Origin of the sequence: Aeriscardovia aeriphila, assembly GCF_002259595.1 — a bacterium.
Taxonomy (GTDB): Bacteria; Actinomycetota; Actinomycetes; order Actinomycetales; family Bifidobacteriaceae; genus Aeriscardovia; species Aeriscardovia aeriphila.
In genome coordinates, this window is sequence record NZ_MWWU01000002.1 from 65,452 (window position 1) to 91,332 (window position 25,881).

A 25,881-nucleotide genomic window follows, 5' to 3' on the forward strand; every position below is an offset into this window, starting at 1 on the left:
ACATGGCTAAGAACGATGTTCGTCCGGGCATCACTCTTGCTTGCACTGAGTGCAAGGAGCGCAACTACATTACGACGAAGAACCGTCGTAACACTCCAAACCGCCTGGAGCTGAATAAGTTCTGCCCACGCTGCGGTAAGCACACTCTGCATCGCGAGGCCCGCTGAACGGTTTTTATAAGAGCCCGGTTAATCCGGGCTTTTTTCGTATATACACTGCTGTGTTTGCGGGTGGCACTTGCGCGGCAGCGCTTCTGAATAGCTCCTTCGTATAGGGCTTCCGCAGTGGCGTTTCCGCAGAGGCGCTGTTGGCGGCACGTTCCAGTGGCGCCTCTGAGCATCCCTTCCGAGCAGCGCCGCCCACCAGTGCATGCGCCCACACGAGTGTCGATAAGCTTGAGAATAGTTTGAGAAGAGTCTGAGAAGGTCAAGATGAGCGTTTCTCCTCGTTTCGCTGATATCACCACGATTGGTGTGGGTGGTGCGATTGCCCATTTCGTTGAGGCTCACTCTCGCGACGAGTTTATTAACGCCGTCTGCTTCGCCGATGACGAAAAGCTGCCTTTGCTCGTTATCGGTGGCGGCTCCAACCTTCTCATCAGTGACGAGAACTTCCCCGGGGTCGTTGTGCGCGACGCTCGACACGCCATTCATGTTCTGGGCAGTGACAGTGGCGATGCGAACTCCGATTCTCACGCCGCCCCGGCCCTCACTATCCGCGCCGATGCGGGAGTGCGCTGGGATGCTTTCGTCGCTTTCGCAGTTTCGCATGGCTTGAGTGGCATCGAAGCGCTCTCGGGAATTCCAGGAACTGTGGGCGCCTCTGTCGTGCAAAACATTGGTGCGTATGGCCAAGAAGTATCCACAAGCGTGAAAGAAGTGGAAGTGTGGGACCGCAAAACCACATCCACCAAGCATCTGACCGCCTCCGAAATGGGCTTCGGCTACCGCATGTCTGCGCTCAAAGAAAGCATGTACACCGCCCCGGCTCAGCCCGCAGATCGTTACTTCCCAACCCCGCGCTACATCGTGCTGTCGGTGACGTTTACCTTGTCCTGTCAATCTTATGGTGTCGTTAACTACTCCCAGCTGGCTCGCGCGTTGAACAGCGAGGTTGGCGTCCACATGCCGATCGAACAGATGAGGCGCATGGTGCTGCGCGTGCGCGCGGGTAAAGGCATGGTCGAGGACGCGACACGCTATAAGAATCAATGGATGCGGACGCTTCTGCAGCCGATCGACGTCGACGACGCTGACAACCTTCTGGCAAGTTTCAAGCTCAGCGCTCAAGATTATCAGTCCGCTAATTCGCCCGCTGCGCCTCAGAAAACGGGTGTGGTGAGTGAGAGCGCTGGCCGCGAGAGTGCGGTAGGTGAGGCACGCGAAGGTGCTGGCCGCGAAGGTGCGCTGGCTGATGTGAAGTTGGAGGATGTCGACGAGCAGCTTGTTGTGAGCGGTATTCCGTCATCAGTAGAGATTTCTGGCCAGCCCACCTATGACAGGCACTCGTGCGGATCGTTCTTCATGAACCCCATTCTGAGCGTAGAAGACGCTGAGAAGTTGCCTGAGGATGCACCTCATTTTGCCGCCAGCATGCCGGGAACGGAAGAAGAAGGCGTGAAGACGTCGGCCGCCTGGCTCATTGATCATGCCGGTTTCCACAAGGGCTTTACCGGTACAGCTCCTCAGGCGTCGCTATCGACGCTGCACACGCTCGCGCTGACCAACAGGGGTGAAGCGAGCAGCGAGGATGTGCGAAGTCTAGCGCGCATCATTCAAGAGGGAGTGCAGAAGCGCTTTGGAATCTGGCTCGTGCCGGAGCCGGTATGCGTGGGAGTTGACCTCGCGCAGGACTGAGCGAAGTCTGATAATCTCAGTATTTGCAACTACTTAAGCGGTTCGGTTAGGGCACCTGTCATACTGTGATACAGCAGCGTGCCCCTACCGACAGTGTCTCTGTCAGCGTCGCGTCTTGAAAGGTGTCACGTCACGGCGGTTTCGTGTCTATGTCGGCGTTATGCCATACCAGTGTCGTGGCACGCAAAGGACGAATGTTCAAGGAGGAACAGATGAGTGAGAAAGTGATCCCGATTCGCGAAGTCTCTGGCCTGCTCGTGCTCGGACGGGAATCGACGCGCGATGCTGGAGCGATGAAGGTAAGCGGAACTCAGGCCAAGCCAAGCGCGAGCTCGAAGGCAAGTGCAACTTCGGCGCAACGCGAAACTTCGCCGGCAAGCGCAACTTCACCGGTGGTTTTGTGGCGAAACGGCTCCGGAATCGAATTCACCACCAACGCGAGCGCAGTGTGGGTGCGTTTCGAAGCAGACTGGCAGCGCATGGAACCGTGGGTTGCCATCGACCTTGACGGAGTGCAAATCCAGAGGTTTGCCGTTGCTCCCGGGACCAGCGAGATGCAGATTTTCGGCAACATGAACCCCGGGCAGCTGCGCGACTGGCATGTGCGCATCGTGCGCGAAAACCAGAGCGAGCCTGGCGATGACCAGCAATATCTTGCCATCACCGCCCTGCGCGTCGAAGGCGTTGAGCAAGGCAGTGGCTTCACTCCAGTCGAGCCCTACGCTCGGCGCATCGAGTTCATCGGCGACTCGATCACCACCGGCGAAGGCGCGACAGGGGCTCGCGGCGACAACGACTGGTCATCCGTGTTCTTCAGCTACGAAAATTCCTACGCTAACCTCGTCGGCCGCGCGCTCAATGCCGACGTGCGCGTGTGCTCGCAATCTGGCTGGGGACTGAGGGCCGACTGGCGAAACGACCGCGCAAACCGTATCCCGCTGATTTACGAGAAGGTGTGCGGCGCGAGTACCGGCGAGTCTCAGCAGGCACGTGGCTCGCAAGACGCATATGATTTTTCCTCGTGGCAGCCGCAAGCCGTCGTCATCAATCTTGGCACGAACGACCGCAACGGTTTCCGCATGCCCGCCCTTGCTGACACCACCTCGAAGCTCGAGCCGCAGCCTTTGTTCAAGGAACACCAGGCGGGAGAGCGTGAGCTCGAGGAAAGCATGTGGGTCAACGCTCATATTGCCGGGCAGTTTGAGCTTGCTGGCACTGATAATCTGGAGAAATTGCGCGACGACGCGCTCAAGATTGCCACTACGCTGAACGCCGACGCCCTGGATATTGCCCTGTTGCAGCGTGACGCCCGCGAGTTTGTGGCCATGGTGAGGAAGAACAATCCGACCGCGCTCATCGTGTGGGCATTCGGCCTGTACGAGCCAGAATTTGGCGTGGTGTTTAACCGCGCGCTGGAGCAGTACAGTGAGCTCAGCGGCGATACCAATGTGAAGTTTGTGCTGCTGCCGCAGATGCGTGAGGAGACGACCGGCGCGCACGAGCATCCGGGAGCCAAGGCGCATCAGGAGTGTGCTCAGGTGCTGGTCAAGGAGTTGAAGGCCGCGCTGAAGTGGTGAGGATGAGCAACCGCGGGAGTTGCTGTGAGCGTGAGTTTCCGAGTGCGTGAGTTACCCGCCGCCAATCCAAAGGCGTGCCGCGAGCTGCTTTCGAGTAGACTAGAGGGGTTAAAGGAGGGTTTATGGCGTACGTAATTGCTGAACCGTGCATCGACGTGAAAGACAAGGCTTGCGTCGACGAGTGCCCTGTTGACTGCATCTACGAAGGCCCTCGAACGCTGTACATCAACCCCAACGAGTGTGTAGATTGCGGCGCGTGTGAGCCAGTCTGCCCTGTCGAAGCCATCTTCTACGAAGACGACTTGCCTCAAGATTGGACGTGGTACCAGCAGGTTGCTGAGGACATGTTTGAACGCGAAGGCAACCCTGGTGGCGCGCAGGATCACCCTCTGGCACAGGACGACCCGAAAATTGAGGCTATGCCGCCAATGAATGAAGAGCTGCGTAAGAATCTGGGACGCTCATGATTGCCAGAAACTCAGAATCGAACGCAGAAAACCGCGAGCAGCAGGACGAGAGCTACCCTCAGCAGGAGAGCTACCCTCAGCAGGAGAGCTTCCCTCGCCAAGAGCGCAAGAGCTTCTTTGTGCCAATGAAGCCGTCGATTAACCCTGCCAGCCCGCGCACAGATGTGGCAATCCTCGTTGTGTGCGTGGTGGTTGAAGTTCTCGCTGTGACGATAGGTGCGCTCACGCACGACTGGATGTTCTGCGGTTTCTTCATTCTTCTCGGTCTCGTTGGGATTGCGTGGGCGGTTGCCACGAGCGACACTCTTGCGCAGGCGCGGGAACGCAAGAAGCTTGCTCGCGCTCACGAGGAAGAAATGGCTGCAGATACCGAGCACTCTGGTAGCAGCGACGAGTGACTGTGATGATTGGCCGAGACGAGCTGAGCTACTGACGAGCTGAGCTGCCGACGAGTATCAGTGAGTACTGTGTCAGAGGCTGCGACGAGTGATTTGCGCGGTGTGTTGGCGTTTTGTTTGCGAAATGCTGATTGCGTGATAAACTTTGAGACGTTGCTTTGCCGCCCTTGCGGTGAGTAGCGTTCATAATTGGAGACGTGCCTGAGTGGTCGAAAGGGGCACCCTGCTAAGGTGTTAAGGAGCTTGCTCCTTCGAGGGTCCGAATCCCTCCGTCTCCGCTTCTGAGCTTCCGAGAAATCGGAAGCTTTTTTGTTACTAGGGCAGTGTTGCCAGTGGTGTCAGTGTTGCCGGCAGAGCTTCTGCGGTGGATTTAATGCACAGGATTACAACACCTTCAATCCAACTTCTGATATGCCGCAGGTGAAGGTTGGTGTGAAGGGCTATGAAGTGTCGTTGGATGGCGGCAAGACGTGGGCTGAGGATGCTACCGTTCCTGCCGTTAAGCTTTCTCCAACTGACGCATTCCGTTTCGACTACACTGCTCAAGGCATTGTGTATAAGAGCCATGACGGCAAGGATGTTCTCACCGACTTGGGCGTGAAGGATCTTCCTGCAGTTCAGGTTCTGTACCGTGTTGCTGCTTCGAAGTCGGATAACCCGTCGAACCCAGGAAATGAGCCAGCTCAACCAGCTCAGCCAGTTCAACCAGCACTGGCACAGCCAGCTCCACAGGCAGCCCTAGCCCAGCCAGCTGCAGGCCAGGTACCTACTACTGGTCAGGTTCCTCCTGCAGGTCAAGTTCCGCTTGCTGGCCAGGTTCCTCCTACCGCTCAGCCAGTTCAGCAGCCTGTTGTCATGCCAATGCGCCCCGCAAAGCATGGCGCAGCCGTTGCTTCGATGGTGCTGGGCATCATCTCGGCAGTATTCTGCTGGTTCGGAATGAGCGCATTGATCTCTGTGGTCTGTGGTATCATCGCCGTCTCGCTGGCTCCAGGAGCTCTGAAGCTGACGAAGAACCGTCCAGAGTTCCACGGTGAGCACACCATGGCTATGGCAGGTGTGATCTTGGGTGCTATCTCGCTCATCATTGCGGCTATCACGCTGATTACCACCATCATGTTCGTTGGCGCTGCTGTGAACGTGCTGTCGAATATGTGATGAGTACAGCGCTTGCGCATAAACGTCTCACTGCTCCCTGCCGCAAGGCGGGGAGCAGTTTTGTGTGCTGATAATCTTGAGAAATTCCAAGCCGAGAGAGGAGAGACGTTAAAAAGTGTGCAAGTGAGTTGGTGTTCAGCGTATTGGCGACTTATAATAATTTAGTTGTCGCCGTATATACCCTCAGGTAAGAGAACCTGACTCCGCAAAGAAAGGGTGTCGTGATGGACCATTACACCACCGATACCGATCATATGGTTGCAAAATACACCAAACAGCTGTTGCGTGAGCACGGAATTACCCAGGATCAAGTGCGTGAGATTCTCTCTTCGGAAGGAACAATCCGAAGCTCTTCCTACGTCAATGACCGCCTCAATGCACGCCGTAGTTTTGCCCTCTCCGAGCTGGACCGCATTGCTCAAGCGGTGGGGATGAAGGATGCTCTCGACCTTGTGGCGGCGGCAAAGTATGGCTCGCGTCCTACCGAAGACGTGCGAGAAAGTTTGTATATTTTGCTCGGAGCTTTGGCGCGTCGTGAAGCTCTGAGTGGAAATTCGAACAAATGATCGACTAGAATGGTGGTATGAGTACAGCACCACGTTCGCAAGCAGTAAGGAAAGACTGGGGTCATGACGAGTCCGGTTGCACCTTTTTGCATGTGGATATGGATGCCTTTTTCGCTTCGCTGGAAACTGCCCGCCATCCCGAATTGGTGGGCAGGCCAGTCATCGTCGGAGGAGTGGAAGGAGTTCGCGGCGTCGTGTCAACGGCGAATTACGAAGCGCGCCGGTATGGAGTTCACTCTGCTCAAGCAATGGCAACCGCTCGACGACTCTGCCCGCAAGGCGCCTTCCTGCCCGTCGATCACCACTATTACTCACACGTCTCTCATGAGATTTTCACCCAGATTGTTGCGAAAATAACCGACCAAATCGAACAAGTCAGCGTCGACGAAGCCTACATCAACGTGGCTCCCGCCCTCAGAGAATGGAAAAGCCCGCGAGCTATAGGCGAATGGATTCGCCAGCAGGTTTACCAGCGCTTTCACATCACCTGCTCCGTGGGCATCGGCTCCAACATGCTCATGGCCAAGCTTGCCTCGACGAATGCCAAACCCAACGGTCTGCTTCTCGTACCCCAAGCGAGAAACGCTGAATTTGTGCGGCTCCTCGACCTCCGTGCCATCAATGGCGTGGGCCCAGCATTAGAAAAAAGATTATCAAGCTGGGCGGTAACCACCGTGGCGCAAATACAAGAGTTGAGTGAAGCTCAAGTCGTGCGCATGGTAGGCTCACGCCAAATCGGACACTGGCTGTGGCTTGCCTGCCAAGGTGAGAGCGAACGAGTGCTCGTCACTCACGCGCTGGAAAAATCAATCGGCCAAGAAATGACCTTCCCTGAAGACACGAATGATCTCGCGAAAATTCGCGCTCTCCTGCGCAACTGCTGCGACCACATCGCTAGGAGACTGCGCGAAAAACAACTTGTCGCCAGAACTGTCAGCGTGAAAATCCGATTCGCTGACCTCACCTACGCAACGCGCTCGCAAACCAGCCGCGTACCCATCCAAAACTCTGTGCAAATGATGCAGATTGCTGACCAACTCCTGCCAGCAGCGCTCGCCGCCTGGAAAAGAGGGAGAGGTGTGGCTGACGCGGGTGCCAGCCGCGAGGAAGTAAGCGCTGACGCTGGCCGATCTGCCGTATCTCCCACTTTCGTGAGATTAGCAGGAGTGTCCGTTTCGGGGCTTACCGAGCAAAGCACCACTCTCTACCAGCCCGAGCTTGACTTCGACGACACGCAAGAAAATAACGAAACGGGGCTGAAAAAGAATAATGAGCTGGAGAAAGCCCTCGACGCCGTGCGAGCAAAATACGGCTCCTCAGCAGTACGCCGAGGAGCCACCTCCTGGAGAGATGAGTAGAGGAGTTGACGGTGGATGGGGAGGTGAATAGCCGAGTAGCCGAAGCTCGACTCAGCTGTTCTCCTCACCACTTGGCAACACGATCAGCTTGACGAGCTCACCAATCGCCGAGGACAGCTGATTGCGATCCGTGGCAGGAAGAGAACGCAAATACTGCGAAATCACAGGAATAACAGTGTTCCAATTCTCCCTCAACTGTGAGAACTGAACATAACCCGTCGAATCCAAAGCAGAGAACAAGGTTTCAATAAAGCGCTCGCGCTGAGCAACATCCAAGCTCTCCCGCCACCCATTAAGCGTGTTCGCCAAAGCCTGCGAATAACGGGAAAGATGCTCAGTTCTGTCCAAAACCCACAAATCAGAAGGCTGAGGAGCTGACGCTGTGACGGCAACAGGCTCGTTGGAAGGCTTGAGCGCAGGTTCGTGCGCAGGTTTGTGCGCCTGCTCCTGCGCTTGCTCGCTCGCCGTTTTCAGCGATGTTTCAGGTGCCTGCTCGTGCGATTCTTCGCTCGTCGATTTCAGCGCAGGTTTCTGCTCTTCGCCCGAAGCTTCTTGCTCGATTTGAGGATGAGTAAACAGCCACGTGGAGAGGAAATGCTGCTCCGAACCATGAGCGTTCGAGCGAACCACCGTCTCCTCAACGCCAGAATCAAAAAGCATGCCCACCATCGACGACTCAGGAACATACTTGTGAACACGAGAACGGATCGCCTGGAACTGCTTACTTTCGATGAAAGAGCGAATAAAACCAGGAGAATCCTGCGCATAAACCGCGCGAATACGAGACTGCACACTGTGTGGCGCGACAGCCGCAGCATAGATTGCAAGGTTTCCGCCCATCGAATGGCCCGTAATGATAATCTCAGGCCGTTCAGCCAAGTGAGCAGAAGCGTGAGATTTCAAGTAAGCGAGAGCCCGAGCCTGGGAGTCGAGGGGAGGGGTGACGAAAAGCAAGCGGTAATCCTCATGCCAGCCAGCAATCGTGCCATCCGTACCGCGAAAAGCGATAACGCGCGTCGAATCAGGCAGGATGAAAGTCGCCGCACAAAAACGGTTTGGATCGGCCGTCGAGTTCGGAGAAATGCGATCTGCCAATCTCACATCGCGAAAACGAGGGCTTTCACCGCACAAACGCAACAATTCCAAGGCTTCCTGGCCATGCGACATCTCGTCAATGAGAGCCGGGTAGGTTTCACGACGCAAAAGCTGTTGCAAAGTCAGGCTTTTCGTCGCCAGCGCGTCAGGGAAAGAAAGGTAAACCAACTGCGAAAAGATCAGCGCATCCTCGCCACAAAAAGGCTGCTCGGCAAAAGTGCGAACCTCATCGCGCGCATAATCCAGAAAAGTCGCCATAATGCAGTTCTAACACGGGTGGCTGAAAGGTGACTGAGGTGGCAGCTAGATGTCGGGTTGAGTTGAGCGGCAGCTGGGTTCTGGGTTGAGTTGAGGTGGCGGCTAGGTGTTGGCTAAGTGTTGGGTAGTGATGTCGGGGTCTGCTGGGTGTTGGGCGGGCTGCTGTTACTGGGCGGCGAATTCTCAGCTCAGAGCAAAATTTTGAAAAGTGACGGCAGGAAGAATGGCGTCATTTCGCAGGAAGATTATCACCTCGAGAAAAACGCGTCCTACCTGAATGTCGACTGCGCGAAATCCTGCGGAAAAAACAGTCCGAATTGCGCGTTCAGTTACTATGCATGCTTCCTACACTAGAAGTATGAGCACAAAGCCTGTAACGTTGAACCAAGCGAAGAAGCTGATCGAGCAGTTCGCCACCGCGAACACACCGCAACGCGCCGCCACGAAGGCTCGCGCGAAAAATGGCTGCGCGCCACAGCTCAAGGTGATGAGAATCTCTGGCTCGCCGCTCTCTGGCAAATCAACGCTCGCGTTTGAAGCATTCACAGGGCAGTGGAACCATGAGGCTATTCGCAACGGCAAAGCCTACCTGCTCGTCAGCTCCAAAGCAGCAGCTGACCAGCTCAACACCCCAGTGATCAACGTCGTCCAGCATGCTCAAGAAGGAAGGCCTGTCAGGACGATCGGCTCGCTTGCCTTCTCTCTTCTCACACAAGAGCGCGCAGAAAAAGGTAAGGCGCTGCCGCACTTCGTCGACGATGCTGAACGCGGCCAAGCAGTGCAACAAGTGCTCGAAAACCACCGCCAACACATGATTGCTGGCAATGACTGCGAAACCTGCGATCTTCTGCGCACCTACCTCTCTCTCCACGAGCAAGACAAGCGTGCCGGTGAGCGTACTCAAGCTTCGAATAGTGCGCAAGGCGAGGTAAATCGCGAGCAGAACGCACCCAGCGAGCAGCTTCTCGTCGACGTCATGACCCCAGCGTTCATCGACCAGCTCGTTCACCTCTTCGACATGTTCAACGGCTTGGGTGTAGCCAGTGACTCCGAACATTTCGACGCCATCTTGCACGACCCAGCAGTAGACCAGCGCATGGTGGAAGAATGGCAGCTCGGCCGAGTATTGCAGCACGAAGCGCAACACGTCCTCCAAGAAGAAGCGCCGGGCCTCTTCCTCGCCGACTTCTCCGCTGTTCTCGCCATCGTTACCCAGGCGTTGAGTGAGAATACGAGCACTGTGAACGTGCCTCGCGTCGTCATCATGGATGATTGCCAGGACCTCACCGTCGCCGGCTACTCCTTCCTCGAACAGCTGGCAGCCCACGGATGCGCGGTCATTCTCATTGGCAACGATGATGAAGCAACAAGAACCTACCGCGGAGCATTCCCAGAAGCCCTCAGCGCATTGGAAGAGAAGGGCTGGAAAGCTGAACAGTACGAGCTGGTCGAGCAGCTGGACCGCGCCACGGATGATGACACGTACGATGACTTTGCTGATGCCGCTGGCGATGTCACTGCCGATGAGGTCAGTGTCGATGAGAACAGCATCGAAGCTGAGCTGAGCTACCGCACTCAAGTAGCCACTCGAGTAAGCCTCGCACTCACTTCCTCAATGGTCAGCACAGATGTAGCGCTACCTCTACGCCCAGGAAAACTGCGCGCAGCACAAATGGCCTTCATGAAAGACCCTCGTCCAGTGATGGTCGATCACACATTGCAGGGCCGCCTTCTGCGCTCCAACGAAGAACTGTTAGATGACCTCGTGTGGCAAGTTACCACCAGCGTGATGCATAATGAGAAGCTCTCATGGAGCGACTGTGCGATTATCGCGCATACGAATTCTGTGCTCAGGCAAGTAGGAGAGCGCTTCGAAGAGGAAGGAATTCCTGTTCGCTACTCTTCAGCCTCGCAGCTTCTCAAGGATTCTGCGATAGTCCAAGGCTTGCTGGCAATCATTCGTTTAAATGCTGCGATTGCGAAGAAAGACCTTTCCAACATCACGCGCTACACTGACTTGTTCACGCAAGTGATCACCTCACCGCTCTTCCCAGTAGTCACGAAAGTCGACGGCAGTGCGACGTACCGCAGCGTGCGGGAAGATAAAATGCTCACCATATTCCAAACCATCGCTTACCTGTCGCAAGTTGACGAAGCTCAAACTACTTTTGACAGCTTGCACAAAGATTGGCAGGAACTGAGCAACAGCAGCGAACCGCTGAATAGGGATGCGATTATTCTCCTGCTGCTCATGGGCTCGGAACAGTCACAAGAGCAAATTTTGAGCATGTACGATCGCATCGCTCGTACTTCTCGCACGCAGGAGAGCTCGGAAGATGACGGTGATGATCAGTCTCAGTTCGTGAAGTACTGGGAAGCTGTTCGAGCCAAGAAAGGCCCGAGCCATTCGGATGAGGAAGTTCTCATCCGAGCTATCAGCATTATCCGCACGCTTGAAACCACAGCCGATGAGGATGAACTGCTCTCTCAACCATCCATCGCCTTGTGGAATGCGTGGACTGCCTGCAATATCAGTGACTTCTGGCGTCAAGAAGCATTGAGCGTAGGAAAACAAGCCGCACGCGCCAACGACTACCTGGATACGGTGGTACGACTCTTCCGCCGCGCAGAAACTCGAGAAAACGAGGAAAGCGCAGAAGAGTTTGCCGAATGGATTGAAAGCCTCGAAGTGGAAGCAGGCTCACTGGCTCAAGTAGCACCCAGGCCTGATTCCGTTGTCCTTGCCTCTCCAGATTCGGCTAACACCCAGCACTTCAAGAAAGTGTGGATTATCGGCGTTCAGGAAGGCCAATGGCCGAACCTTGATGCTCCTGATTCTCTTCTGTCTGGTCAAGCATTCTCCACAGTGGCAATCTCCCATATTTTGAAAGAACAAGGAGTAGAACTCAACCAAGAGGCAAACCAAAGCCCAGAGAAAGCGGAAATCGAGCTGATGCACACGCTCGACCAGCATGTTTCAGACTTCGAGCTACGCGCCTTCCTCGTTGCACTGACTCGAGCGAGCGAAGAAACAGTGATTTGCGCGGTGTGGAATGACGACGAAGTACCAAGCGAATACTTGACTTCCTTCCTGCCAGAAGTGTTCTGTGACACGGGAATTCGCACGGCTGATAACGATTCTGAGCGACACTACACGCCCACTGGTTTCAACCCAGATTTGCAGGAATCTGCCCTCTTTGCCGGTTTTGACACCAGTGTGGATGGTCTCGCCATAGCTGCGAAAACAGTGCTCGTGGGAAGCCTTGCTGAACAAGAGCGCACAGGTGACACCGACCCAGCACAATTGCAGGATGCACTTTCCGCACTGAAAATCTTGCAAGGAGTGACCAAACAAGCACAACAGCTGAGCACCGGCTTTGTCGGGCAGCAGGTGGGCAACAAGGATGACGACGGCTTCACCAAAACTCGCCCAGCACAGCACAAGCCAGTGACGCTCAGCCCTTCCGCAGTGGACGCTATTTGGGATTGCCCACTGCGCTGGTCGCTGCAAGATAGGTTCGCGGGTCCACGCCGCAGCTCGGAGGAAATGACCTTCGGAACCATTATCCACAACTGCGCGCAATGGGCAACAGACAATGGTTATGACCGCTCGCTGGGTAAAGATGAGCTGCTTCAAGCGCTGATCGAGCATTACCGTGAACTGCGTGAGCAATCACATTTCACCCCTGCAACGTCAAAAGAGCTCTTCAAGCATCAAAGCAATGACCACGAAGTGACTGATGTGTTGGACAAAATAGCCACCTATTTCGTTGATTCTCGCGATGCCAACTATGCTCCAGTGGGGGCCAAGACAGAACAAATTCCAGCAGGAAAGCTCACGGGTTCTGCAGCAGAAGTGAGCGTCAACATTCCGCTGTCACTGTCGGCGATCCTGCCGTTTGTGCGTAATCTCTCCGGATTAGAGCACACGACGAAAGCAGAACTGTACAGCGCTCTCTCCACGGTGGCAGGTGGTTTTGTCGACGACGAACCACAAGACCTTCGAGCATTCATGAGCGCTCGCGTGGACCGAGTGGAACGACGCGAAGATGGTGATGGCAACACCGTGTGGAACATCATCGACTGGAAGACGGGTAAAATGCCTCTGAACAGTTTTAATGATCTGCAGCTCATCTGTTACCAGCTGGGGTTAGCATTCTCTCCCGCTTTGCAGGAGATGAACGAAAAGCTCGAGCAGCAGGCGAGCGAACAATCACTTCCGGTATATGAGGTGAAGCAGAAGAGCCGTATGCCTGAAATTAAACGATCCATGCTCTTCTACCCGAGAAAGCAAGACGCTCCAGCACAAAGTTATAGTGCTGAAAATGGGTTCCAGCCTCAGCTTTTTGAAGGAAATGCGCTGTACGAGGCATACCCGGTTCGTTCGCATTTCCCCACATTTTCCAAGCTTTTTACACCGGAAAGTACTTTTCGTGATCTGCAGCGTGCTCAGGGAATGTCAGATATTGCACAATGGCTCGTTACAAAGGCACGCGCTGTTGTTGAGGGTAACGAAGCAGAAACCAGTAGTGCCGTGTGGGCTCTGACCATGCTCTCGCGCGTCTTCTACGCCATTTCCTACTCGCAAGCGGATTACTTCCCTGCGAAGAAAACATCGAAATGTAGTTATTGCGAGTTCAAACCTGTTTGCCCGCTCTACTCACACGAGTCGCAAACTGTATTTGGACCATTGGCTGGAATGAATATTGAAGAAGTACGTCAGCAGGTGAAGAGGAGAAGCGCATGAGCATCACACTGACATCAGAGCAAGAGGCCATTGTCACCGGCCCGCGCGAAGAGAACTCACTGATCATTGCTGGCGCAGGTTCGGGTAAAACCTTTACGATGACACAGCGTATTATCTGGCTACTCACCCACCCAGATAAGAATGGTCAGAAAGTAGACCCAGGAACAATACTGGGCCTGACATTCACCAACAAAGCTGCAGAAGAGCTTCGCACTCGCGTCCACACAGCAGTTGATGAGCTTGAAGAGAAGGGAAATGGAGAACCCCAGTTCACGCGTATTCCTTCCACTCAGCGGCCTCACATCTACACGTATGATTCCTTCTTCCAGCGTTTAGTGCGTCAATATGGTCTGCTCATTGGCGTAGACCCCAACTCCACGCCTCTCAGTTACGCGGGAGTACACCAGCTGATTGATGAAGTAATCGATGAAAATATCGATGGCATCATGGCGCTCAATTATTCGACCGATCGTTTCTGGGAAGGTTTCAAGCCAGAAAGTAGGAATACTTTTGTAAACAATATGAATAAGCTCAACGATGAGATCTTAGGGTACATGATCTCTCCTCAGTGCCTCACCTTCGAAGCAGCAGTAGAGAGTGTGCGTCAGTGGAACAATGCTCTTATTGAACAGTGCGAAAAGCTGTGTGACGAAGTCATTATCACTAATCCCCAGTTATGGACTGCTGTGGTGAAAGCATTTATCAATAACTCCAAGCCAAAGGTTGGAAGAGGAAGGTCGAAAAAAGAAGAGGAAATACGAGCTAATCTCAAAGAAACAGCTCAAAAGCTTGACCTCTACAATGTGCGGCAGATTTACAAAGCGGCGAAAATCCGTGATCTACTTCTCGACTTGTGCTTGCAATTGCAACGCAAGAAGCAGGAAGGCCACCTCGCCCAGTATTCTGATTTCCCCGTCTACTCGCTCCAACTCCTGCAGCGTTTCCCCAGTATTGCGCAGCAATATCGTCGTCGCTTCCGCTACGTATTCCTCGACGAATATCAGGATACTTCTTCCACACAAGCCTCACTAATCGCCCAACTATTCCATCGCGCTGAAAACACTGAAGGAAACGAAGAAAAGAACGGGCAAGACCGCAACAGTGTCGTCACCGCAGTGGGAGACCCTTACCAGTCGATTTACGCCTGGCGAGGAGCAAGCCCGAGCGCATTCATCCTGTTCAAAGAAGACTTTGACGTGGTGGAGAAGAGCATGCACACCTTGTCGCGAACACACCGCAACAAGCCACTCATCCTCGACTTCGCCAACGCAGTCACCTCTCGTCTGCGCGATATGAACACCATCCATCGCAAGGTCAGCTACCCTGATGATTCACTAGGGCCAAGCGTGAGCGTGAAAAAGCTCGAGCCAATGCTCATGGAAAACACAGAGGAAGCCCGACGAAAGGCACAAGTCGGCAATCCCGATGACGCAACATTCACCGTGCTCAACTGCCTCTACGCCAGCCAAGAAGCGAAAGCCGTTGCCAAATGGGCGCGCTACCAAGTACTCAAATACAAGAATGACCCTCGCCATCGTAATGAACAGGGCAAAGGCCCGATTGTTGCGCTGCTGGATCGTGGTGGTAAAAACCTCGGCCTGTACCAACAAGCGTTAGAAGAGCAAGGCTTGACCTGCCAATCTTTAGGCTGGAGTGCTGTGGCCAACAAGCCAGAGATTCGCGACATCATGGCCGTAGTGGCATCTCTCGCTGATACGAGTGATTCTTCCCACCTCATGCGCCTGCTCGCCACCCCGCGCTTTGCTCTGAATGCCGAGCAGCTCAACAGTTTGGCCACTCAGGCGAAGAAAGTGAACGAAAACCAGCAATATAACGCTCTGGTCGCTTCAGCAATCGCCAGTGGAGATGAGGATGAGAAAGCTCGCCGCGAACTGCTACGCCAGTATCGCGATACTCTGCCGATGGCGATGTCCCTCGTGGATATGCTGCTCAGTGATGACAGCGAGCAGCTGTTGACTGCAACTTTTGATGATCAGCACAAGGCAGCTGAAAAGAACGGCGAAAGTGCTGCTGAACAGGCCAACGCGCAAGATGGCGAACACGCATCTGAAAGCGCCACTGAACAGAATCCTCAACAGAAGTCTGAAGCCTACGGCAGTGGTGCCGGCGAGAGCGATGATAATCTTTCTCAACCCCTCGATGAGGCCACCAGAGCAGCCTGCCGTGAAGTATCGCGCATCTTGCAAGAAACCGCACGACACAAGAGTGAAGGAGTGATTGCTTGCTTGAAAGCAGCAGCCTCTGTGCTGGGCATGACATCGGACCTTTCCCTCGCTCGCGCCTTGCAAGCAGGGGATGCCTCGCTCCACTCCCGAGCTGAGATTGCCACGAACATTGACTCTCTTATCGAGCTTGCTCGCACCTACATGAAGGAAATCCCGGCAAACGTGCGACCCAGCTTGTCTGGCTTCGTCACATGGTTTGACTCATTGCCCGACCGTGAACAGGATGCTACGGAAGTAGAGCAAGACCCCAATGTGGACGTCATCTTGATGACTATGCACCGTTCGAAAGGCTTGGAGTGGCCTGCTGTCGCCATCGTTGATGTGACGGAAGGAAACCACACTGCAGCAAAGCTGAAAGTGGCGAAGCTTAGCCCACTCGCGGATGCTGCTCAGGATCCATTGTGCCCACATACTCTTTCATGGATGGAATATCCCGGAAGTGTGCCAGTGCCCATGCGTTCAGACGCATACACTCTGCCAGCGTTCCCCCATAACGTCTCCTTCGACTCAACTGGCTTGGGTGTTGACCCGATTGCTGACTTGCGTAAGTTCACCACAGTGGAGAGTCTGGCACACGAAGTGTTTAACCCCGACTCACACTTAGTTGACAATCCACTTTTGGAAAAAGGTGTTGATTACCCTGACTTCCTCACGCTAGAAGAGCGAGAAGGAGAACGTGAATTCGCTGATGAGAACCGACTGTTCTACGTTGCTCTCACACGCTCCCAGGGTGATGTTCTCTTCGCATCACATATCTATACGGATGAGGAAGACATTGAGCAAGCGTATCTGAAAGACGAAGATAGGAAAGCGGAATTTAACTCGTGTGGAATTAATAAAGCAGGAGTGTTCTACCAGCAAGTAGCACAACATGCTCTTGCTCTTGCTGGATATAATGACTTCTCCGGTGTGAAGGTTCCTCAACCCGAGGAAAGTTCGTCGAAGCGAAGAAAGTCTTCCAATGAGGATGTTCCTCCTCTCGCAGTCACGTATATTGCTGATCAGATTCAAGTCCAGCAAGCAGTACTGCCCAGCGCTCCTATCACCGTGCAGACGAGTTTGGAGGACTCGGAGCGTGTTGATGTGGACGGGTTGAGTGTGGGCGTCGACGCTCAGGCTCAAGCTGCTCTGTTCGGAGATGATCTGGAATATCAGTCAGTTTTGGCTGATCGTCTCGAAAAATCTCCGAGCGCAGCAGCACAGGCATTTGGCCATGGTGCGCCCGTCTTCTGGCCAACGCATGTGGATAAAACCACGATGTCAATCTTGAGGCGTGCTCAAAAACTGCTTGACGGACTGGCGAGCGCCACCCATGCGGAAACTCTCACCGAAGAGCTGAACGAGCAGCAAGAAGAGCAAGCTGGGCCATTGACCCGACGCGCGCAAGCTCTCGTACAGCTCACGCGAAGAAACCACGAGCTTGACGAACTTGCGCAACAAGACGAGGCGCAAACGCTCAAAAAGCTTGGGGAGATTAACACGACGCGCTCCCTGACGGCCACCAGGCTGCAGCACATCATCATGCCGCAAAAACAGCAGGATGTGCACGAGCTACTGGCCCAACAGCTACGCCCGATGCCCCATATTCCTACTGCCGCTTCGACGCTGGGAACGCTTTTCCACGCTTGGGTTGCCGACCAGCTCGACCCGCTTTCCGGCCAAGATTGGCAGAAAATCAAGAAGCTCGAGAGTATTGCACAATCTTCTAGCGAGCGAGCCGCCACAGTCCAGCGCTGGCAGAAGGCTTACCTCAACTCACCATGGGCTAGACGTCGTGTTTTCGCCGTGGAGAAGGAATACGACATTTCCCTTGCTGGCAGGAGAGTGCCCGCCCGCCTCGATGCTATCTTCGCGGGAGCTTTGCGCGACCAGGCTGGTGAGGAAACGGCGAACCGCTACACCATCATCGACTGGAAGACAGGCCGCTCGCCGTACAACGAGGAAGATAAGCGCAGGAAGCTGCTACAGCTGCAAATCTACCGCCTCGCCTTCGCCCAAGCGCAAAATGTTGCTCTCGACGATGTTGACGCCGCTCTCTTCTACGTTTCTGCAGGCTCAGCTGGCAAGCTCATACCGGTGGAGCACAAACTCAGTGAGCAAGAGATTATCAGCATGATCTATGGCTCACACCGTTTGCTCGCCTTCCTGCAAGAAGACGACTGGGAAGAGCAGGCTGATGAGAACGAGGCCGATGAGGGAGAGGTTGGTGAGAAAGAGCCTGATGAGAACGAGGCTGATGAGAAAGTGTGACGAAATCCGCCGAAAAATCTGAGAGCAAACACGCGCGGCTTTTGTCAACGGCTCTCTGTTAGAGTTGGTTCATTCACAGGGGAACGGGGAGGCACAACCTCCTCTTCCCCTCTCATTTTTTGCACACAAGGGGATAACGCCAGGCAAAAGCTAGAAACACTAGCTCGCACGAGCGCTGGGTAAACTTCGCAACAGAAAGGGAGCTCAATGCCAGGAATGAACAAGGTCACCATGCGACGCATCATGCCACAAGACATTCCTTGGATTATTTCTCTTGACCAACGAACCTGGTACCCCCACGAAGAAGGGGACGCCCCCGAAGCAGCACAACTCGAAGCAACCCTCGAAGTTGAAGCTCTCCTCACAGGCATCACATGGTCATGCGTCGTGGAAGTCAACGACAAGCCAGCGGGCATTGCCGTAGGCACAATCAACAGTGAAAAAGACGCAGTAGCCCCAGCAATCCAAGCAGAACTCACCCGTCTGGGAGACGAAGCGCGCGAGCAGCTCGCCCGCCTCAAGCCTCAGGCAATCCGCTTCCACGCAGCAGATATCGCCGAAGACGAAAAGCTGGAAAAGCATGCGAAAGCAATGACTGACGCTGAGCTGAGGCTTTTCATTATGGAGCCAGAAGCTCGCGGCTACCATCTGGGTTCTCGAACCTTCAACCAATGGTTGACCGCTTTGCGCCAAGCCCAAGCGAAAACATACTTCCTCTTCACCGACTCATCCTGCTCTGTCGGCTTCTATGACCATCGAGGCCTGACCCGCGTGGCCAGCATGAAGTCGGCCATTTACCCCGAACTGGAAAAGTACATTTACGTCGGCATGACAAACGAAGCCGACTGACCCACCATGAAGAAAACTGAGGACACTGTGGCAAGTCAGATGAACGCGGCTCAGAACATGCCGTCACAAAACAGCAGAAAACCCCGCAAAGAAAAAAGCCCCTACCTGCAGATTCTCAGCTATGCAGAAGGCCGCCGTTTCTCCTTCTCCGCAGCAACAGCACGCCTGACGATGTCCATGCTCTCGCTGGGAATCGTGCTGGCCATGCGCATGATCTACAACGATTGGACGAACGCAGGAACACTCTCTGCCGTCTACGTGTTCTTCGCCGCCGTGTGCACGCCAATCTACGCGCGCTGCTTTGACAAGTTCGGCCAATACATCACCGGCCGCATCGCACTGCCACTCTCCTCTGGGGCACTGCTCGTGTTCGTGCTCGCCCTCGTTTTCCGCGCGCCTCTGTGGTCACTCTATATTTTCGCGATCTTCCTCGGCCTGACTCAGTTCTCCTTTGGCGCTCTGGCTCGAACCCGCTGGACCAACCTGCTCAGAAAAGAAGCAGCAGACGGAAAAATGAGCGAAGAGAAGGCCTCCCAGCTGCTCTCCACCGCATTCGCCTGGGAAGCAGCAATTGATGAGCTCATCTTCATCATCGGCCCTATTTTTGCTACTTCGTTGGCAACCTCCGTCAACCCGACTTCGCAGCTCATTTTGCCTCTGATCGCCCAGACTATCGGTGGTGCCATCTTCTTCACCCTGCAGTCGGCGAAGGCCAAGTCAACCGCGCTGATCACCGAAACGACGAGTAAGCCGCAGTCCGCCGAGGCCAACGAACAGAACGATTCCGCTGCGCAGGCTGCTCCAGCCGACAGCACGATCTACCGCATGGACAGCGACGCCCCGATTTCCGACCAGCAGCGCTTGAGCCGCTTGAGCCCGCGCCGCTGGCTGAGGCTGAAGCGAAGCATGAAGAAGAACGCGCCTAAACTCGCCCTCGGCTTCCCGGGCATGGTCACACTCTTCCTCACCTTCATCATCTATTCCTCGAGCTTCTCTGCCTATGACGTTTCTGTGGTTGCCTTGGCTCAAGCTCACCACATTGAAGCAGCTTCTGGCGTCTACCTTGCCGTCTACTCGGCTGGCTCTTTGGTGGGTGCCATTATTTACGGTTCGCGCTCGTGGAGAATGCCACTGTGGTCACGCTTGCTGACCATGATGCTCCTGCTTGTGGTGGGCTTCGGGCTTATCGACATGTGCAAAGACGATCTCCTTCTCTTCGTGCCAGCTGCTTTCATCACTGGTATGGTGATTTCCCCAGTCTTTGCAACAGTCAACATGATCGTGGAAGACACCGTTCCTGGTACCTTCCTCACTGAAGGCTTGAGCTGGCTGAACACCGGTTCTGCGGTGGGTAACTCCATCGGCTCGGCAGCAGTTGGCGTGGTGCTCGACCACTTCGGCTACCAATGGTCCTTCATGATGCCCTGGGTTTCCGTGCTGTTCGCGGCCCTCTTCGTAATGGCAACACACCCGAGCGTGGTGCCCGAGCTCGCCTCTTACATCCGGTTGCGCATCCGAGAATTGCGACAGGTAGCATAACGAGCGAAAGTGAATAAGCAGGTTGGTAATCTTGAGAAATACAAGAATTTCTCCAGATTACCAACCTGTTTCCAGTTCAGGGCAGGCGCACGGGTAGGCTGGAAGAGTTGAAGAGACTATCACACATGCGAGCACTGTGAACACGCACAGTACCGCCGATAGCGTGACAGAGCTAGCAACCGACGTAAGCACAGGCAACTGGTGCTAGCGCTCTGTTGAATGAGGCCTACAAGCTAGTGCGACTGGCACTGGCCCGAGCGGAAGTTCTGTAGTTGCTGACGGACTTTCGCCAAAGAGAAAGAAAAATATAGAAATGGTTCGAAATCATTCAGTCCATTCCTCCAGGGTGCATCGTGCGAATTCCGCATCGCGCAGCACGCGCCTGACAAGCCACTCCACCCATCGAACCGGCGCTGCTCACGGCAATGCTGCAGTTCATTCGCGCAAATACGGCCGTCGCGCGCAGGGAAGAATACCAATGAAGCCGCTGCCAGTGCCGAATGAAAACCAGGTGCCGAAGGATGACTCCGAGCTCGTAGCGCCACCAAAGTACCGTCGCGGCAGCATGCGTATCGTCGCTCTCGGTGGTTTGGGCGAAATCGGCCGCAATATGAACACCATCGAATACAACGGCCACCTGCTGCTCATCGATTGCGGTGTTCTCTTCCCTGACTCCCAGCAGCCAGGCGTTGACCTGATTTTGCCGGACTTCTCCTACATTCGCCCACGCCTGAACAAGGTGGATGCGCTCGTGCTCACCCACGGCCATGAGGACCACATCGGCGCTGTTCCTTACCTGCTGCGCGAGAAGCCAGATATTCCGCTCTACGGCTCCTCCCTGACCTTGGCATTCGTACAGGCAAAGTGCGAAGAATTTGGAATTAAGCCAATCTGCCACGTGGTAGACGATAAGGACACCGCCAAGGTAGGCCCGTTCAACTTGGAGTTTATTTCGGTGACGCACTCCATCCCGGACGCTTTGGCTGTTGCTGTCTCCACTCCAGCAGGCCGCTTGATTGACACTGGCGATTTCAAGATCGACCCGCTTCCTATCGACCACCGCATCACCGACTTGCGCGAATTCGCCAAGCAAGGTGAAAAGGGAGTGGACCTGCTCATGGCAGATTCCACCAACGCCGAAATCAAGGGCTTCGTCAAGCCGGAGAGCTCCATCACGCCAGCTCTTGACCATGCCTTTGCTACTGCTCGTCGCAAGATCATTGTGGCCAGCTTCTCTTCGCATGTTCACCGCGTTCAGCAAGTGGTGGATGTGGCACACAAGTATGGCCGTAAGGTCGTGTTCGTCGGCCGCTCCATGGTTCGCAACATGGGTATCGCCGCTGACCTAGGCTTCCTGAAGCTTCCTGAGGACACTGTTGTTGACCTGCGCGATGCACAGAAGATTCCAGATACGCAACTGGTGTACATGTGCACGGGTTCGCAAGGTGAGCCACTTGCCGCGCTGGGCCGTATTGCCAACGGCAACCACCCAACCATTCAGGTCAACGAGTTTGATACTGTCATCCTCGCTTCCTCGCTCATTCCAGGCAATGAGAGCGAAGTGTACCGTGTGATCAACCAGCTGACTAGCTTGGGCGCTCAAGTGATCAACCGCGACAACGCAGCCATTCACGTTTCCGGCCACGCTGACGAAGGCGAGTTGCTCTACCTGTACAACATCGTCCAGCCAAAGAACGCCATGCCAATCCACGGTGAATCCCGCCACCAGGTGGCCAACGGCTTGATCGCTATCAAGACGGGCGTTGACCCACAGAATGTGGTTCTCGCCCGCGATGGCGATGTGGTCGACCTCTACCAGGGCAAGGCTGCCATCGTCGGCTCGGTTCCATGCCACTACGTGTATGTGGATGGTTCCTCGGTGGGTGAGCTGACCGATGAAGAACTCGAAAAGCGTAAGATTTTGGGCACCGAAGGCTTTGTGTCGAGCTTCGTCGTCGTCGATACGCGCATCAACAAGGTGGTGAAGGGCCCTCGCATCTTCCTCAACGCTGTTGCTGAAGATGAAGAGGAGTTTGCCGCTGTTCGTGACGATGTGACCAACACTTTGGAGCGAGCCATGCAGGACGGCACTACGGATACTGGCCGCTTGCAGCAGGTGATGCGCCGCACTTTGGGTTCGTGGATTGCCCGCGAATTGCATCGCCGCCCCATGATCGTTCCTGTGGTGACCGACTTGGCAGTGAAGTCAAAGAAGTAAGTCCAATAAGTAAGTTGCCAGGGCAGCGCATAACCGAAGAAAGTTTGTGGGGCACTTGACTGAGAGCAAAAACAGCAGTGAAAACTCGAGGTCGGGTGTCCCACTGTGTAGCATGTGTAAGAAATCACTGATGAAAGGGGCAGCATGCCAGGAGTGAACCTGACGCGCGTGGAAGCCGAAGAGCGCTTTGCCACCGTGTCCAACCCTCGTTACTGGGTTAACGTTGACCTCACCAAGGGTGATGAGACCTTTGTCTCCCACACTAAGGTGACGTTTGATGCCGTCGCAGGCCGTTCGACCTTCCTCGACCTCGTGGCAGCAGAAGTTCGTTCTGTGCGCCTGAACGGCAAGGACCTCGACCCGAAGGCTGTATTCGCAGATTCTCGCATCCAGCTTGATAATCTTGAGGAACACAACGAGGTCGAAGTCGACGCACTCGCCATTTACTCGCACACTGGCGAAGGCTTGCATCGCTCCGTCGACCCGACCGACGGCAATGTTTACCTCTACACTCAGTTCGAGGTTCCGGACGCTCGCCGCGTTTACTCTGTTTTCGACCAGCCAGACCTCAAGGCTGTGTTCTCCTTCACCGTCACCGCGCCAGAATCATGGACTGTTCTGTCCATCATGCCGGGCAAAGCTGAGAAGGTGGAAGGCGAGACCGAAGAGGGTACGCTCACTGGTGGCAAGAAGGAAGGTATTAAGCGCTGGAGCTTCGAAGACACTCCAAAGATGAGCTCTTACCTCACCGCCATCATCGCTGGCCCGTACGCTTCCTGGCACACCGAGTACAACAATGAGGATGGCCGCGTGGTGCCAATGGGCATCTACACTCGCCAAAGCTTGAAGGCCGGTATGGATCGTGACGCCCAGTACCTCTTCGACGTCACCAAGGCCGGCTTCGCCTTCTATGCCAAGACGTGGAACGTGCCTTACCCATACGCCAAGTATGATCAGATCTTCGTGCCAGAATACAACGCTGGCGCTATGGAAAACATCGGCACAGTGACCATTCGCGATCAGTATGTGTTCCAGTCCAAGGTGACTGACGCTCTGGTTGACCGCCGTGATGAAACCATTTTGCACGAGCTCGCACACATGTGGTTCGGCGATCTGGTCACCATGAAGTGGTGGAACGACCTGTGGCTCAACGAGAGCTTCGCTGAGTTCATGTCCACTCTGTGCACTGCTGAAGCAACGCAGTGGAAGAGTGAATGGGCAACCTTCACCTCTGGTGAAAAGAGCTGGGGTCAGGCGCAGGATCAGCTTCCTACCACTCACCCTGTTGTAGCTGAGATCAACGATCTGCATGACACCGAAGTGAACTTCGACGGAATTACCTACGCCAAGGGCGGTTCGCTTCTCAAGCAGCTCATGGCTTATGTTGGTCGTGACAAGTTCTTCGAGGGTATTCACAACTACCTGGTCAAGTACCAGTACTCCAACGCTACTTTGGCTGACCTTCTCGCTGAGCTGGAGAAGACTTCTGGCCGCGATATGAAGGCATGGAGTGAGAAGTGGCTGGAAACTTCGGGTGTGAACACCTTGCACTCTTTGGTGGAGACTGACGACGATGGTGTGATCACCGAGTTCGAAATTCGCCAGACTGCTGATGTTGACCACCCAACCTTGCGTCCACACCGTCTGCGCGTTGGCTTCTACAACATGCAGGATGGCTCTGTAGTGCGCACCTCCCAGGTGGAGTTGGACATTGACGGTGCTTGCACGAAAGTTCCACAGCTTGTGGGCCAGAAGCGTCCTGACTTCATCTTGCTCAATGATGATGATCTGACGTATGCAAAGCTGCGCTTCGATGAGGATTCGTTGAACTTCCTCGTCGAGCATCTCACTGATTTCGCTGATCCAGAGGCTCGTGCAACCTCCTGGCTGGCTCTGTGGGATATGACTCGCGATGCTGAGCTTCCTGCCAAGACTTTCGTTCAGACCTCTTTGAAGGCTTTGGCAACAGAAACTCAGTCCACTACCTTCCGTTACGCTCTGTCTGAGATTCAGAAGGCTGCAGCTTACTATGTTGCTCCTTCCGAGCGTGAGATGGTGCTCTCCGACGCTGCTCGCGAAATGTGGCGTTTGGCTTTGTTGAAGCCAGGCTCTGATGAGCAGTTCCAGTTGGTGGGCGCATGGCTTTCCTTGGCTGCTGACCCTGCCTTTGCTGATGAAAGCAAGGCCTTGTTGGCTGGCACTTCTGCGATGAAGGGCCTCGAGGTGGACAACAACATGCGTTGGTCCATCCTGCGCGCTCAGGCTCGTGTGGGCTTGATTGGCGACTTCGAGATTGAGGAAGAGCTCGCTAAGAACGACACCACTGAGAACCGTGAGTTCGCCATGGGTGCTCGTGCTGCGAAGCCAACTCCAGAAGCGAAGGCGTGGGCTTGGGATGAAGCTCTGCACGATAGCAAGCTCACCAACGCTCAGATTGGCGAAGTAGTCAATGGCTTCTCGTCCAACTCTGACCCGAAGCTGTACGCCGAGTATGTGGATAAGTTCTTCGATACCATCAATTGGATTTGGGAGAACAAGAGCTTCCACATGGCTGAGAACATCATCAACCCTCTGCGCGGTGGTGGCTTGTATCCTCACTTCGCTGATGCTGGCAAGCTCGTCGAGGCTGGTAACGCTTGGTTGGATAAGAACCCTGATGCCGCTCGCGCACTTCGCCGTATGGTTCTCGAAAACTTGGATGGCTCTCGTCGTGACCTTCGTGTTCGCGCTTATAACACTACTCTTGGCGAGTAAGTTGTCATCACCTGTCAGCTTCAGTTGATGGCTTGAGATTATCATTGCCATTCATCTCAAGCAGGGGAGATCAGGTGTGCGAAAAAGCCCGCTGTACTCAGTACAGCGGGCTTTTTCGCACACGTAATTGCTCAGCAGGAAGCTTGGCTGGGTGTGAACTAGTATTGCCTTATCGTTAGAGCACATAAGATTAAGTCCTAGAAAAGGAATGAACATTGATCCGCGAAAAAATTGTCAACACGGTAGGCCTGAATTACTTAACTACTAACGTTGAAGAAAGCGAATTTAGCTACCCGAAAGCATTCAAAGCAAAGGGAATTGAATTCATTCCAATAAAGAAGCGGGGGGGGGGGATCGTATTTGGCAAAAAATTGATAGAAGATTTGAGCTCGATGGTGTCTCCCTGCTAATCGAGACGAAGACAGATTTTGATAAGAAGACATCTGAAGTAGAGGAGCAATTAGCCGCTTACGTTGAGTATGAGAAGCAACTAACCGGAAATAAAATCGTTGCGATGGTAGCTAATACCAGTGATGACAGAATTC

Annotated in this window: 15 protein-coding genes and 1 tRNA gene; 15 read left to right on the forward strand and 1 reads right to left on the reverse strand. The window is 54.5% G+C overall.

Features of this window, described 5'->3' with window-relative positions:
- Nucleotides 1-2: 2 nt before the first annotated feature.
- The 9 genes from rpmG (at nucleotide 3) to dinB (ending at nucleotide 7,380) form a co-directional block, all read left to right on the forward strand.
- On the forward strand, nucleotides 3-167 hold the full coding sequence (gene rpmG, locus AEAE_RS01415) for a 50S ribosomal protein L33 (RefSeq protein WP_094689395.1): 165 nt from the start codon (nucleotides 3-5) through the stop codon (nucleotides 165-167).
- Between the two features lie 264 nt (nucleotides 168-431).
- The gene (locus tag AEAE_RS06890; protein ID WP_244569578.1) at nucleotides 432-1,856 is read left to right on the forward strand and encodes an FAD-binding protein; all 1,425 of its coding nucleotides are present in this window, start codon (nucleotides 432-434) and stop codon (nucleotides 1,854-1,856) included.
- Nucleotides 1,857-2,068: 212 nt separating this feature from the next.
- A complete protein-coding gene (locus tag AEAE_RS01425; protein ID WP_158520461.1) occupies nucleotides 2,069-3,433 on the forward strand; it encodes an SGNH/GDSL hydrolase family protein in 1,365 nt (454 codons plus the stop codon).
- A 122-nt stretch (nucleotides 3,434-3,555) separates the two neighbouring features.
- Entirely contained in the window at nucleotides 3,556-3,900 is a 345-nt protein-coding gene (gene fdxA / locus AEAE_RS01430; protein WP_094689397.1) for a ferredoxin, read from the forward strand.
- Complete coding sequence (locus tag AEAE_RS01435; protein WP_094689398.1) at nucleotides 3,897-4,298, forward strand: hypothetical protein; 402 nt, start codon at nucleotides 3,897-3,899, stop codon at nucleotides 4,296-4,298. The genes fdxA and AEAE_RS01435 overlap by 4 nt, the downstream gene beginning before the upstream one ends.
- A gap of 191 nt (nucleotides 4,299-4,489) precedes the next feature.
- Nucleotides 4,490-4,576: transfer RNA gene (locus AEAE_RS01440), tRNA-Ser, on the forward strand.
- Nucleotides 4,577-4,709: 133 nt separating this feature from the next.
- Entirely contained in the window at nucleotides 4,710-5,456 is a 747-nt protein-coding gene (locus AEAE_RS01445) for a DUF4190 domain-containing protein (protein WP_094689399.1), read from the forward strand.
- Nucleotides 5,457-5,680: 224 nt separating this feature from the next.
- On the forward strand, nucleotides 5,681-6,022 hold the full coding sequence (locus tag AEAE_RS01450) for a hypothetical protein (protein WP_094689400.1): 342 nt from the start codon (nucleotides 5,681-5,683) through the stop codon (nucleotides 6,020-6,022).
- 17 nt (nucleotides 6,023-6,039) lie between these two features.
- The gene (gene dinB, locus AEAE_RS01455; RefSeq protein ID WP_094689401.1) at nucleotides 6,040-7,380 is read left to right on the forward strand and encodes a DNA polymerase IV; all 1,341 of its coding nucleotides are present in this window, start codon (nucleotides 6,040-6,042) and stop codon (nucleotides 7,378-7,380) included.
- A 51-nt stretch (nucleotides 7,381-7,431) separates the two neighbouring features.
- Here the strand turns inward: dinB and AEAE_RS01460 are convergent, their stop codons facing one another.
- Nucleotides 7,432-8,733 carry an Mbeg1-like protein gene (locus AEAE_RS01460; RefSeq protein ID WP_094689402.1) on the reverse strand — a complete coding sequence of 434 codons (1,302 nt, stop codon included), beginning with the start codon at nucleotides 8,731-8,733 and terminating at the stop codon, nucleotides 7,432-7,434.
- A 358-nt stretch (nucleotides 8,734-9,091) separates the two neighbouring features.
- On the opposite strand from AEAE_RS01460, the gene AEAE_RS01465 reads away from it, so the two are divergent.
- From AEAE_RS01465 to pepN, 6 genes are all read left to right on the forward strand, one after another.
- On the forward strand, nucleotides 9,092-13,480 hold the full coding sequence (locus AEAE_RS01465; protein ID WP_158520462.1) for a PD-(D/E)XK nuclease family protein: 4,389 nt from the start codon (nucleotides 9,092-9,094) through the stop codon (nucleotides 13,478-13,480).
- On the forward strand, nucleotides 13,477-17,976 hold the full coding sequence (locus AEAE_RS01470; protein ID WP_094689404.1) for an ATP-dependent DNA helicase: 4,500 nt from the start codon (nucleotides 13,477-13,479) through the stop codon (nucleotides 17,974-17,976). Before AEAE_RS01465 ends, AEAE_RS01470 begins: the two co-directional genes overlap by 4 nt.
- A gap of 207 nt (nucleotides 17,977-18,183) precedes the next feature.
- A complete protein-coding gene (locus tag AEAE_RS01475; RefSeq protein ID WP_094689405.1) occupies nucleotides 18,184-18,825 on the forward strand; it encodes a hypothetical protein in 642 nt (213 codons plus the stop codon).
- A gap of 6 nt (nucleotides 18,826-18,831) precedes the next feature.
- On the forward strand, nucleotides 18,832-20,364 hold the full coding sequence (locus AEAE_RS01480) for an MFS transporter (protein ID WP_094689406.1): 1,533 nt from the start codon (nucleotides 18,832-18,834) through the stop codon (nucleotides 20,362-20,364).
- A gap of 313 nt (nucleotides 20,365-20,677) precedes the next feature.
- On the forward strand, nucleotides 20,678-22,582 hold the full coding sequence (locus AEAE_RS01485) for a ribonuclease J (protein WP_094689407.1): 1,905 nt from the start codon (nucleotides 20,678-20,680) through the stop codon (nucleotides 22,580-22,582).
- A gap of 144 nt (nucleotides 22,583-22,726) precedes the next feature.
- Nucleotides 22,727-25,336, forward strand: a complete 2,610-nt coding sequence (gene pepN, locus AEAE_RS01490; RefSeq protein ID WP_094689408.1) for an aminopeptidase N — start codon at nucleotides 22,727-22,729, stop codon at nucleotides 25,334-25,336.
- Nucleotides 25,337-25,881 lie beyond the last annotated feature (545 nt).